The organism is Pseudomonas sp. OVF7, from assembly GCF_030644265.1.
GTDB classification, from domain to species: Bacteria; Pseudomonadota; Gammaproteobacteria; order Pseudomonadales; family Pseudomonadaceae; genus Aquipseudomonas; species Aquipseudomonas gorinensis.
Genome location: NZ_CP128996.1, coordinates 6120629 through 6132525, shown reverse-complemented (window position 1 = coordinate 6132525; position 11897 = coordinate 6120629). Strand labels below are relative to the sequence as shown.

General features: G+C 61.1%; 10 protein-coding genes. 6 read left to right on the top strand and 4 right to left on the bottom strand.

Annotation, left to right across the window (positions count from 1 at the left end; translation table 11 throughout):
• Positions 1–31 precede the first annotated feature (31 nt).
• Genes QU606_RS27795 through QU606_RS27785 form a run of 3 tightly spaced genes read left to right on the top strand, consistent with a single transcriptional unit; the run spans position 32 to position 3196 of the window.
• On the top strand, positions 32–1441 hold the full coding sequence (locus QU606_RS27795) for a circularly permuted type 2 ATP-grasp protein (protein WP_304997854.1): 1410 nt from the start codon (positions 32–34) through the stop codon (positions 1439–1441).
• A gap of 4 nt (positions 1442–1445) precedes the next feature.
• Positions 1446–2396, top strand: a complete 951-nt coding sequence (locus QU606_RS27790) for an alpha-E domain-containing protein (protein ID WP_010563770.1) — start codon at positions 1446–1448, stop codon at positions 2394–2396.
• Positions 2393–3196: a transglutaminase family protein gene (locus QU606_RS27785; RefSeq protein WP_024076923.1), complete on the top strand. Its 804-nt coding sequence runs from the start codon at positions 2393–2395 to the stop codon at positions 3194–3196. The genes QU606_RS27790 and QU606_RS27785 overlap by 4 nt, the downstream gene beginning before the upstream one ends.
• Before the next feature lie 269 nt (positions 3197–3465).
• Here the strand turns inward: QU606_RS27785 and QU606_RS27780 are convergent, their stop codons facing one another.
• A complete protein-coding gene (locus QU606_RS27780) occupies positions 3466–4272 on the bottom strand; it encodes a cytochrome c (RefSeq protein WP_304997853.1) in 807 nt (268 codons plus the stop codon).
• A 638-nt stretch (positions 4273–4910) separates the two neighbouring features.
• On the opposite strand from QU606_RS27780, the gene QU606_RS27775 reads away from it, so the two are divergent.
• From QU606_RS27775 to QU606_RS27765, 3 genes are all read left to right on the top strand, one after another.
• Positions 4911–6116 (top strand): acetyl-CoA C-acetyltransferase, encoded by a 1206-nt coding sequence (locus QU606_RS27775; protein WP_024076920.1) that lies wholly within the window; start codon positions 4911–4913, stop codon positions 6114–6116.
• A 15-nt stretch (positions 6117–6131) separates the two neighbouring features.
• Complete coding sequence (locus QU606_RS27770) at positions 6132–8279, top strand: 3-hydroxyacyl-CoA dehydrogenase NAD-binding domain-containing protein (protein WP_024076919.1); 2148 nt, start codon at positions 6132–6134, stop codon at positions 8277–8279.
• Between the two features lie 188 nt (positions 8280–8467).
• Entirely contained in the window at positions 8468–9211 is a 744-nt protein-coding gene (locus QU606_RS27765) for an amidotransferase (RefSeq protein WP_304997852.1), read from the top strand.
• Here QU606_RS27765 and QU606_RS27760 read toward each other — a convergent pair.
• From QU606_RS27760 to QU606_RS27750, 3 genes are all read right to left on the bottom strand, one after another.
• Positions 9189–10160 carry a magnesium and cobalt transport protein CorA gene (locus tag QU606_RS27760; RefSeq protein WP_041161284.1) on the bottom strand — a complete coding sequence of 324 codons (972 nt, stop codon included), beginning with the start codon at positions 10158–10160 and terminating at the stop codon, positions 9189–9191. The two genes, QU606_RS27765 and QU606_RS27760, sit on opposite strands and share 23 nt — an antisense overlap.
• Before the next feature lie 42 nt (positions 10161–10202).
• On the bottom strand, positions 10203–10949 hold the full coding sequence (locus tag QU606_RS27755) for a 1-acyl-sn-glycerol-3-phosphate acyltransferase (protein ID WP_024076916.1): 747 nt from the start codon (positions 10947–10949) through the stop codon (positions 10203–10205).
• 213 nt (positions 10950–11162) lie between these two features.
• On the bottom strand, positions 11163–11855 hold the full coding sequence (locus QU606_RS27750) for a crotonase/enoyl-CoA hydratase family protein (protein WP_024076915.1): 693 nt from the start codon (positions 11853–11855) through the stop codon (positions 11163–11165).
• Positions 11856–11897 lie beyond the last annotated feature (42 nt).

Here is an 11897-nt window from a genome sequence, read left to right as displayed (position 1 = left end):
GTTCTTGCGTCCGGGTGACAAGGAGTTCGGCATGATCCGCACTTATTACGACGAAATGTACGATGGGGCAGGGCAGGTCCGCCCTCACTACCGCGAGTTCGCCCGTTGGTTGGCTGAAACCCCTGCTGAACTGCTGGCCCAGCGCCGGCGCGAAGCCGATTTGCTGTTTCACCGCGCCGGGATCACGTTCACCCTCTATGGGGACGAGCAGGGGACCGAGCGCCTGATCCCCTTCGACACCATTCCCCGCAGTATTCCCGCCAGTGAATGGCGGACTGTCGAACGTGGCTGTATTCAACGGGTCAAGGCACTGAACATGTTTCTCGCCGACCTGTATCACGATCAACGCATCATCAAGGCCGGGATCATTCCCGCCGAACAAGTGCTGGCCAACGAGCAATACCAATTGGCCATGCAGGGCCTGGACCTGCATCGCGATCTGTATTCCCACATCTCTGGGGTCGACCTCGTACGCGATGGTGACGGCACCTACTACGTGCTTGAAGACAACCTGCGTACACCGAGCGGTGTCAGCTACATGCTCGAAGACCGCAAGATGATGATGCGCCTGTTCCCTGAACTGTTCGCCGCCCAGCGCATTGCGCCAATCGATCACTACCCCAACTTGCTGCTCGACACCCTGAAAAGCTCCAGCCCCCTGGATAACCCCAGTGTGGTGGTACTGACGCCGGGGCGCTTCAACAGCGCATTCTTCGAACATGCTTTCCTAGCCCGGGAAATGGGGGTGGAACTGGTGGAGGGCGCCGACCTGTTCGTGCGCGATGACCGCGTGTTCATGCGCACCACCGACGGGCCCAAGGCGGTAGACGTGATCTATCGACGCCTCGATGATGCATTTCTCGACCCGCTGGCTTTCAACCCGGACTCCATGCTCGGCGTGCCCGGCCTGCTGGCGGCCTATCGTTCCGGCAATGTGGTGCTGGCGAATGCTATCGGCACCGGGGTAGCGGATGACAAGTCGGTGTACCCCTTCGTCACCGAGATGATCCGTTTTTACCTGGATGAAGAACCGATCCTGAAGAACGTTCCGACCTTTCAATGCCGCAAGCCCGACGAACTGTCCCACGTGCTGGCCAACCTGCCGGACCTGGTGGTCAAGGAAACCCAAGGCTCCGGCGGTTACGGCATGCTTGTCGGCCCGGCGTCCACGGCGGCGGAAATCGAAGCCTTCCGCGCGCGCATCAAGGCCAAGCCCCACGCCTATATCGCGCAACCGACCCTGTGTTTATCCACCTGCCCGACGTTTGTCGAAAACGGCATTGCGCCGCGCCATATCGACCTGCGCCCCTTCGTGCTCTCCGGCAAGGAGACCCGCGTAGTGCCCGGTGGCCTGACCCGCGTGGCCCTGCGCGAAGGGTCGCTGGTGGTCAATTCGTCCCAGGGCGGCGGCACCAAAGACACCTGGGTGGTTGAGGACTGATGCCATGTTGAGTAGAACTGCCTCGGATTTGTACTGGATGTCGCGCTACCTGGAGCGCGCGGAAAACCTCGCGCGCATGCTCGATGTCAGCTATTCGTTGTCGCTGATGCCCCAGGACGGGCGCGGCGACGGCTTGCATGAGTTGGCCATGCCGTTGTTGATCACCGGCACCTTGGACGATTACCACGAACGCCACGGCGAATTACACGCCGAGCGCCTGTTGCACTTCTTTGCCCTGGACGCCGCCAACCCGGCGAGCATCTACAGCTGCCTGGGCGCCGCGCGGGCCAGTGCCCATGCGGTGCGTGGGCGTATTACCGCCGACATGTGGGAAAACATCAACGCCACCTGGCTGGATATTCGCGATATCGCCCAGCAGGGCTTGAGCCGCTACGGCATGAGCCGGTTTTGTGAATGGGTCAAGGAGCGCTCCCATCTGTTCCGGGGCGCGACCTACGGCACCATCATGCGCAACGACGCCTTTCGCTTTATCCGGTTGGGCACCTTTATCGAACGCGCCGACAACACCCTGCGCCTGCTGGATGCGCGCTATGAAATGGCCGGCGACCAGGCCGAAGCAGTCACCGATGGCACGGCCCACGCGTACTACCAGTGGAGTGCCTTGCTGCGCGCATTGTCGTCGTTCGAGGCCTATACCGAGATCTATCGGGATGCCCCCGGCGCGCGCCAGGTGGCGGAGTTGTTGCTGCTGCGCGCCGATGTGCCGCGTTCACTGCGGGCCTGCAGCGAAGAGATCGACCAGATCCTCGCCAGCCTGCCCGGCCTCAATGGTCGCCCGGCCCAGCGGTTGGCCGCGGAGATGGACGCGCGCCTGCGCTTTACCGCCATCGATGAAATCCTCGAGGAAGGCCTGCACGCCTGGCTGACCGACTTTATCCCCTTGGTTCGCCAGTTGGGCGACGCCATCTACAGTTCTTACCTGGAGGCGGCATGAGACTCTCCATCAGTCACGAAACCACTTACCACTATGACGACCAGGTTCGCGCGAGCATCCAGTACCTGCGCCTTACGCCCCACGATAGCGAGCGCCAGCACGTACTCAGTTGGCAATTGGAATTGCCACGCCCGGTGCGTGCCCAGGTCGACCCGTTCGGCAATATCCTGCATGTGCTGACCCTGGACGAACCCCACGATGCCATCATCATTGGCGCCCGTGGCCAGGTGGATATCGACGAACTGCGCGAGGCCGAGCACGAAAGCCAATCGGCCTTTCCGTTCCTGCGCAGTACCCGCCTGACCGAACCCGACGACGCCCTGCGCCGCTTTGCCGAACAGCACTGCCACCAGCGTCGCGACCGTACGGCGCTGATCGACCTGATGCATGCGCTCAACCAGTCGATGGTCTATACGCCGGGCGCCACCGAAGTCGACACCAGCGCCGCCCAGGCCTTCGCGGGCCGGGCGGGCGTGTGCCAGGACCACACCCACGCGTTCCTGGCCTGCGCACGCAGCCTTGGGATTCCGGCGCGGTATGTGTCGGGGTATCTGTACACCGAAGACAGCACCCACCTGGCCAGCCACGCCTGGGCCGAAGCCTGGCTGGATGACGCCTGGTACAGCTTTGACGTGACCAACCAATTGGCCCGCCCCGAACGGCATTTGAAACTGGCCGTGGGCCTGGACTACCTCGACGCCTGCCCAGTGCGCGGCATGCGCCGTGGCGGTGGGCATGAGCAGATGCATGCCAAGGTGAGCGTGGCGCCGACGCCGGTGATCTCAGTCCAGCAGCAGTAGTCCGCTTCCACCGGTCTACCTCCTCTGGCGAGCGGGCTTCGGGCTTGTTGTGGCGAGCAGGCTTGTTGTGGCGAGCGGGCTTGCCCCGCGTTGGGCTGCGAAGCAGCCCCAATAAAGCAGAATGCGGTGTATCAGATATGGCCGGGATGGCTGGTTTTAGGGCTGCTGCGCAGCCCAACGCGGGGCAAGCCCGCTCGCCACAAAGTACCCGCTCGCCACAACAAGCCCGCTCGCCACAGCACATCCGCTGCTACAGAGATTGGGTGGATTCAGGGTTGTTGCTTGCGCCCGGCCATATGCTTCAAATACCCCACCAGCAACGCCAGCTCGCTGTCAGGCAACACACTGACGGCGAACGCTGGCATCTTTGCCTGCGGCCAGCGCCTCAGGCTCTGCGGGTCGCGGATATAGCGCTTGAGGAAATCGCCGCTGAAATATTCGGTGGGGTTGTAGGGAATATTCAGGTCCGGCCCTACCTGCGCATCGCCGCCACCATTGAGGCGGTGACAGGCCAGGCAGTTTTTCTGGAACAGCGCAAAGCCCTGGTTCACCGGGTCATCGGCCGCCAGTTTCGGGTCGGGTAACAGCGCGGGAAAACGCTCGGCCACGGTCTTCAATTGCTTGATCGCGGAAACCTGGAACGGCCACTGTTCCGGGCTGATAGGCCCGGCCTGCGGGTCGGTCCACACCAGGTAAAACGGCCCGGCGCTGGGTTTGCCGTCGGCCAGCGCGGGCCATGGGTGAGCGGGGTCTTCCACCGCGAGCCAGGCGCGGGCGCCGCTTTTTTGCAACAACGGCGCGGCCGCCAGTTCAGCAGCGAATCCATCAAGGGCCACGGCTTGCAGATGGTTTTCCGGCTTGAGGCCCGGTAGGAGCGCCGCCAGCGGCACTGCGCGATAGGTCATGTTGCGTTTGTAGGACACGTCATCAACGATCTGCACCGTCTGCGCCTCGGGAAGCTTGAGCAGCTCGGCGGTCTGCCAGGTCCTGCTGGCGTGGTCCAGTTCAATGGTCAGTTGCGCGGCCGAGGCGGGCAGGGCCAGGAGCAGCGCGAGGAAGGCTAGGGACGGTTTCAAGAGAGAGGTCCGGACGAAAGGGCGATGGAACCTACCATAGCGCAAAATGCGCACGCAAAACGGCAGCTCCTGACAGGACCGCTATAAGCAATGTCCCGACAGGTGCTGCCAAAAACTGCAATCCTGATGTACAGAATGGGGCATGTGATTCGTCAGCCAATAACCTTGGTGAGGTTGGGCAGGATCAGAATCAGTGTGGTGGCGAACAGAATAAGTCCCGCCTGACGTACTTTCGTGTGCTTGAACATGGCTGACTGCCTTTTGTTGTTATTCCTGAGCGTCAAATGCGTGCCGGTGTAGGTCAGTATCGCAACGTGACGTGTCGCTTTTCTTACAGTTGCTCCAGCAAAACCCGGCAGCAACGTCTTACTGATTGAACCTTAGAGCCCTCGTTCTGCATGGCTTAGATCCATTTCATATCAGCTAATCGCAATTACTGATTAAAACGCTATGAGGCCTATCGCCATCTTGGCGCCAATGCCTTGGCTAGACCGCTAAAACGATTAATCAGGCGAATCCTGTAGCTCCCTACCGTTCGTCCGAGCGTGGGGGTCAAAACCTATGAGCGCATCCGTCATTGAAACCGTGTCAATCGGGCCTAAGGTAAGGGCACTACTGCGCAATGGTTCGAGGACGTCATGACCCAAGCTTTGATCTTTGATGCGATACGCACGCCCCGTGGCAAAGGCAAGGCCGAGGGTGCCCTGTACAGTGTCAAGCCGGTGAACCTGGTGGCGGGGTTACTCAAGGCGCTGGCCCGGCGCAGTGACCTCGACACGCATCAGGTCGATGACATCGTCCTCGGTTGCGTCACCCCGGTGGGCGACCAGGGCGCCGACATCGCCAAGACCGCCGCGCTCGTGGCCGACTGGGACATCAGCGTCGCCGGCGTGCAAATCAACCGCTTCTGCGCCTCGGGCCTGGAGGCGGTGAACCTCGGCGCGATGAAAGTGCGTTCCGGCTTTGAAGACCTGGTGGTGGTCGGCGGCGTCGAGTCCATGTCCCGCGTGCCCATGGGCAGTGACGGCGGCGCCTGGGTGCTCGACCCGCACACCAATATGCACTGTCACTTCACGCCCCAAGGCATTGGCGCGGATTTGATCGCCACCCTGGAAGGTTTCAGCCGTGAGGATGTCGACGCCTTCGCCCTGCACTCCCAGCAGAAAGCGGCCAGGGCGCGCGCAGACGGTTCCTTCAACAAATCGCTGATCGCGGTGCAGGACCAGAACGGCATTGTGTTGCTGGACCATGACGAGTTTATCCGTGGCGACTCCACCCTCGAGGGGCTGGGCAAACTCAAGCCCAGTTTCGAAATGATCGGGCAGATGGGGTTTGATGCCACCGCACTGCGGGTCTACAGCCATGTGGAGCGCATCCACCACGTGCACACCCCAGGCAACAGCTCCGGCATTGTCGACGGCGCCGCCTTGATGTTGATCGGTTCCGAGGCCAAGGGCCGTGAACTGGGCCTGCGTCCGCGGGCGCGCATCGTGGCGACGGCGGTCACCAGCACCGACCCGACGATCATGCTGACCGGCCCTGCACCAGCCACGCGCAAGGCCTTGGCCAAGGCAGGTTTGCGGGTCGAGGACATCGACCTGTTTGAGGTCAATGAAGCCTTCGCTTCGGTGGTGCTCAAGTTCATCAAGGACATGCGCATCGACGCCGCCCGGGTCAATGTCAACGGCGGGTCTATCGCCATGGGCCACCCGCTGGGCGCCACCGGCTGCGCGATCCTCGGCACCCTGCTCGACGAGCTGGAGGTGCGCCAGCAGCGTTACGGCCTGGCCACTCTGTGTGTCGGCGGTGGCATGGGCATCGCCACCATTATCGAACGCCTCTGAGCCCAAGGAATTGTCATGACCCAAGCTATCCGATACGAAAAAGGCCAGGACCAGATCGCGGTGCTCACCCTCGATATGCCCGGCCAGAGCGCCAACACCATGAACGCCGTGTACCGTGAGGCCATGGCAGCCACCGTTGCGCGCCTGGAAGCGGAAAAGCACACGCTTGCCGGCGTGATCGTCACGTCGGCGAAGAAGACATTCTTCGCCGGTGGCGACCTCAATGAACTGATCAAGGTCGACAAGGCCCACGCCAAGGATTTCTACGACAGCGTGCTGGTGTTGAAGGCGCAACTGCGCCGTCTGGAAACCCTCGGCAAACCCGTGGTGGCCGCGATCAACGGCGCGGCCCTTGGCGGTGGCTGGGAGATCTGCCTGGCCTGCCATCATCGGGTCGCGCTGGATAACCCGTCGGTGCAACTGGGGCTGCCGGAAGTCACCCTGGGCCTGTTGCCGGGCGGCGGCGGGGTGGTGCGCATGGTGCGCATGCTGGGGTTGGAAAAGGCCCTGCCGTATTTGCTCGAAGGCAAGAAAGTGCGGCCGCAACAGGCGCTGCAAGCCGGCTTGATCGATGAACTGGCGGCGGATCTCGATGAGCTGCTGGCCAAGTCCCGCGCCTGGATTCTCGCCAACCCTGAGGCGAAACAGCCTTGGGACACCAAGACTTTCCAGATCCCTGGTGGTACGCCGTCGAACCCGAAAGTCGCGCAAATGCTCGCCATCGCACCGTCGATCCTGCGCAGCAAAACCAACGGCTGCTTCCCGGCTCCGGAGAACATTCTCAGTGCCGCCGTGGAGGGTGCCCAGGTGGATTTCGACACCGCGCACCTGATCGAAACCCGCTACTTCACCGAGCTGGTCACCGGGCAAGTGGCGAAGAACATGATCGGCACCTTCTGGTTCCAGCTCAATGAAATCAACGCCGGCCGTTCGCGGCCCCAAGGGTTTGCCACCTATGTGACACGCAAGGTCGGCGTGCTTGGCGCCGGCATGATGGGGGCGGGGATCGCCTACGTCAGCGCCAGCGCAGGCATTGACGTGGTGCTCAAGGACATCAGCCTGGCCGCCGCCGAAAAGGGCAAGGCGCACACGGCTGCGTTGTTGGACAAGAAGGTCAGCCGTGGGCAATTGACCGCCGGGCAGCGGGAAAGCATCTTGGCGCGCATTCATCCAACCCAGGATGACGCCGACCTGGGCGGTTGCGACCTGATCATTGAAGCGGTGTTCGAAGACCGCGACCTCAAGGCCAAGGTCAGCGCCGCTGCGCACCGCGTGGTCGGCAGCGACGCGGTGATCGCTTCCAACACCTCGACCTTGCCCATCAGCGGCCTGGCCACGGCCGTGCCCGACCCAGGCAAGTTTATCGGCCTGCACTTCTTCAGCCCGGTGGACAAGATGCCGTTGGTGGAGATCATCAAGGGCGCCCATACCTCGGAAGAAACCCTGGCCCGTGGTTTCGACTTCGTCCTGCAAATCAAGAAAACCCCGATTGTGGTCAACGACAGCCGCGGCTTCTTCACCTCGCGGGTGTTCGGCACCTTTACCAACGAAGGCATCGCCATGCTCGGCGAAGGCGTGGCCGCGCCGATGATCGAGACCGAAGCGCGCAAGGCGGGCATGCCGGTGGGGCCACTGGCGGTGTCCGACGAGGTATCCCTCAGCCTGATGAGCCATATCCGACAGCAAACCGCCAAAGACCTGCAAGCCGAAGGTAAAACCGTGCCGACCCATCCGGCGACGGTGGTGATTGATCTGCTGGTCAACGAGTACAAACGCGGGGGCAAGGCGGCGGGGGGCGGTTTCTACGAGTACCCGGCGGGCGGGCAGAAGCATTTGTGGCCTGAGTTGAAGGCGCGCTTTGAGCGAGCCGACCAGCAGATTCCAGCGCAGGATGTGCGCGACCGTTTGCTGTTTATCCAGGCCATCGAGACCGTGCGATGCGTGGAGGAGGGCGTGTTGATGTCCACCGCGGACGCCAACGTGGGGTCAATCTTCGGGATTGGCTTTGCGGCGTGGAGCGGGGGCGCGTTGCAGTTTATCAATCAGTACGGCTTGAACGACTTCATCGCGCGGTCGCGCTACCTGGCCGAGCAATATGGTGAACGCTTTACGCCGCCGGCGTTGCTGCTGGAGAAAGCGGCGCGGGGTGAAGTATTTCGGTGATCAACCTGTGGGAGGGGGCTACACCCCGATAGCGGAGCATCAGTCACAGAATACAGTGGCTGGATCACCGCTGCCGGGAGCCAGCCCCTCTCCCACAAAGAGCATCCTGCGGGGCTTGCCTTGGAGGGGTATTTCAAGGCAGGCTCTTGGGGTGTTCAATATTCCCATCGCCGTGTCAGGTATTTTTTATGTCGCTACGCGTCTGCATCCTGGAAACCGATATCCTGCGTCCAGGCTTGATCGATCAGTACCAAGGTTACGGGCAGATGTTCAAGCGCCTGTTCTCCAAGCAGCCGATTCCCGCCGAATTTGTCGTGTACAACGTGGTGCAGGGTGAATACCCCTCGGACGACGAAGTGTTCGACGCCTACCTGGTGACCGGTAGCAAAGCCGACTCCTTCGGTACCGACCCTTGGATCCAGACCCTCAAGACCTACCTGCTCGAACGCTACCAGCGCGGCGACAAGTTGCTGGGCATCTGCTTCGGTCACCAATTGCTGGCGCTGCTGTTGGGCGGCAAGACCGAGCGCGCCGGCCAGGGCTGGGGCATGGGCATCCACGACTACAAGCTCGACGCCAAGGCCCCTTGGATGAGCCCGGAGGTGCCTGAACTGACGCTATTGATCAGCCATCAGGATCAGGTCACCACCTTGCCGGAAAATGCCACGGTCATTGCCTCCAGCGATTTTTGCCCGTTCGCCGCGTATCACATCGGCGACCAGGTGCTGTGCTTCCAGGGACACCCGGAATTTGTCCACGACTATTCCCGCGAACTGCTGGAGATTCTTCAGACAACCTTGGGCGAAAAGGTCTACACCAACGGCGTGGCCAGCCTCGAACGCGACCACCACGGCATCACCGTGGCGGAATGGATGATGCGCTTTGTGGCACACAAGCCCGAGGCCAAGGTCAAAGCCAGCCCGAGCGCTTGAAGCTGGCCCACAGTCCGGTACAGCCTAAAGCGATGAACCCCAACACCCCGAAATAGCCGTAGTGCCACTGCAGCTCGGGCATGTTCTGGAAGTTCATCCCATAGATCCCCGCGACCGCCGTGGGGAACGCCAGGATCGCCGCCCACGCGGCGAACTTGCGTTGCACCACACTCTGGCGCGACGCTTCCAGCAACACCCCGATCTCGATGGTCTGGCTGGCAATGTCGCGCAGGGTGGTGAGGTCTTCCATCTGCCGCGTCACGTGGATCTGCACGTCACGGAAATACGGGCGCATGTTCTTGTCGATAAACGGGAAGCTCAGCTTCTGCAATTCCTGGCTGATTTCCACCATGGGTGCCACATAGCGCTTGAGCCGCAACACATCACGACGCAGGCCGTGAAGGTTCTGGATATCGCGCTCACTCAGCGAGCTGCACAGCACGTTGCGCTCCAGCTCATCGATCTCGGCGTGGATCGCCTCGCTCACGGGCTGGTAGTTTTCGGTGACGAAATCCAGCAGGGCATAGAGGACAAAATCCTCCCCATGCTCCAGCAATAACGGCCGCGCCTCACAGCGTTGGCGCACAAAGCCGTAGGACGCTGAATGGCCGTTGCGCGCCGTGATGATGTAGCCGTTGCCGGCGAAGATATGGGTCTCGATAAACACCAGCTTGCCGTTCTCGCGCACCGGTGAGTAAGTGACGATAAACAGCGCGTCGCCAAACGTTTCCAGCTTCGGGCGGCTGTGTTTTTCCAGGGCGTCTTCGATGGCCAGCTCATGCAGGTTGAACTGGCGTTGCAGGTTGGCCAGCTCCTGGGCGTTGGGTTCTTCCAGGCCGATCCACACAAAGTGACCGGGTTTGGCGGCCCAGGCCGCGCCTTCGTCAAGGGTGATATCAGTAACTTTCTTTCCGGCGCTGTACACAGCGGCCGCAACAACTCTACCCATGATGCTGATCACTTCTTATTAGGAGGACAGGTGTTGGGCAGCTTAGCTTGAAGCGAGTTCTATTGTTGCGGCACTTTGCAGTTCCAGGTCCATTGCCTTGATGCACTCATCCATCTGCGCATGACACGCCTGCATCAACGCCGGGATGTCATCCGAAGTCAGGCCGATGGTAGGAATCGGCGGCAATGAGCGTATGAGTACATCACCGCTGTTCCAGCGGTTCAGCCGCATATGGGTGACGTAATTGCTCACGCACACCTGCACGATTGGCACACCCGCGGCCACCGCCATATGAAACGCACCCTTCTTGAACGGCATCAGGCCACTGCCCAGGTTGCGCGTGCCTTCCGGGAATACCCAGATCGACGTGTCCTTGTGCTGCAAGGTATGGGTGGTGGTCAGCATCGCCCGGCGTGCCTTGTATGCATTGCCCCGGTCGATCAGCACATTGCCCGCCAGCCAGAACAACTGGCCGAACAACGGCACCCATTTCAGGCTTTTCTTGGCGATGCACACCGTGCGGTGCGGCACCACGGTGCCGAGCACAAACAAGTCATAGTTGGACTGGTGGTTGGCGATGATCACGCACGTACCGGGCTTGTTGCGCAACGAGTCCACGTCGGCCTTCACGTTCAGGCGCAAGATCCACATGGCCGGCAGTGCATACAGGCGGGCACACAGGCGGCTGTTGTCCGGGTTGAACGGTCGGCAGATTCCCACCAGCACGCCCAGCCCACCGGCGGCGATAAAGTGCAGACCCATCAACAACATACGCAACAGAAAAAGCATCGATACGGCTCATCGAGACAAAAGTGGGCGCAGTGTACGGATGTGCACTGAATTCGGCAATTGCGCCTAAATAGGAAGGAGATAGGCGATGTTTAAGTACATGTTTCAACAAGTGCTGACAGAGCCTGTCTAGAGCGGTGAGGGATGATTCGGATATGCCTGTAAGAAAAAGCCCGACTCTAGGTCGGGCTTTGGTGCAGCAGGTGTAGGCGATTAGCTGAGGATATGACCCTGATCCTGGATGATGGCATCGTCCAAGGCTTCCAGCAGCCCACTGCGCACTTTCAACTTGGTGTGCTTGTGCGCGTTCATATTGAGCTTCTTCAACTGCCGTGCGGCTTCCAGCGCCGCTGCGTGCAACTCCTCCGGCGCCACCACCTTATCGAGGAAGCCGGCCTGCAACGCGCCCTGCGGGTCAAACATCTCGGCATTGATCACCGAGCGATGAAACGCCGACTTACGCAGACGATCCCGCGCCAGTTCGATACCCGCATGGTGCATGGTCATGCCGATCGCCACCTCATTCAGGCCGATACTGAACGGGCCCTCGACACCAATCCGATAATCCACCGACAACAGCAGGAACGCGCCCTTGGCCACCGCATGGCCTGGGCAAGCGACGATCACCGGGAACGGGTGCGACAACAGGCGACGTGCCAGCGTCGAGCCCGACGTCACCAGGCTGATAGCCTCTTTAGGGCCGGCCGTCATCACCTTCAAATCGTAGCCACCCGACAAAATCCCCGGTGTACCGGTGATGATCACCACCGCCCGGTCTTTCTCTGCCTGATCCAGCGCTTCGTTAAATGCGCTGACCACCGCTGGAGAAATGGCGTTCACCTTGCCGTTGCTCAAGGTCAGTGTGGCGATACCGTCTTCGAGGTGGTAGGAGATCAACTCACTCATGACGCGGTTCCTTGTAGGATTTGTTATAGACGTATGCAGCAG

Bases quoted from the DNA above. Each gene is read 5' to 3' on its own strand.
- QU606_RS27795 (WP_304997854.1), top strand. From the start codon at position 32: ATGATCCGCACTTATTACGACGAAATGTACGATGGGGCAGGGCAGGTC.
- QU606_RS27765 (WP_304997852.1), top strand. From the start codon at position 8,468: ATGTCGCTACGCGTCTGCATCCTGGAAACCGATATCCTGCGTCCAGGC.
- QU606_RS27760 (WP_041161284.1), bottom strand. From the start codon at position 10,160: ATGGGTAGAGTTGTTGCGGCCGCTGTGTACAGCGCCGGAAAGAAAGTT.
- QU606_RS27775 (WP_024076920.1), top strand. From the start codon at position 4,911: ATGACCCAAGCTTTGATCTTTGATGCGATACGCACGCCCCGTGGCAAA.
- QU606_RS27770 (WP_024076919.1), top strand. From the start codon at position 6,132: ATGACCCAAGCTATCCGATACGAAAAAGGCCAGGACCAGATCGCGGTG.
- QU606_RS27755 (WP_024076916.1), bottom strand. From the start codon at position 10,949: ATGCTTTTTCTGTTGCGTATGTTGTTGATGGGTCTGCACTTTATCGCC.
- QU606_RS27785 (WP_024076923.1), top strand. From the start codon at position 2,393: ATGAGACTCTCCATCAGTCACGAAACCACTTACCACTATGACGACCAG.
- QU606_RS27790 (WP_010563770.1), top strand. From the start codon at position 1,446: ATGTTGAGTAGAACTGCCTCGGATTTGTACTGGATGTCGCGCTACCTG.
- QU606_RS27750 (WP_024076915.1), bottom strand. From the start codon at position 11,855: ATGAGTGAGTTGATCTCCTACCACCTCGAAGACGGTATCGCCACACTG.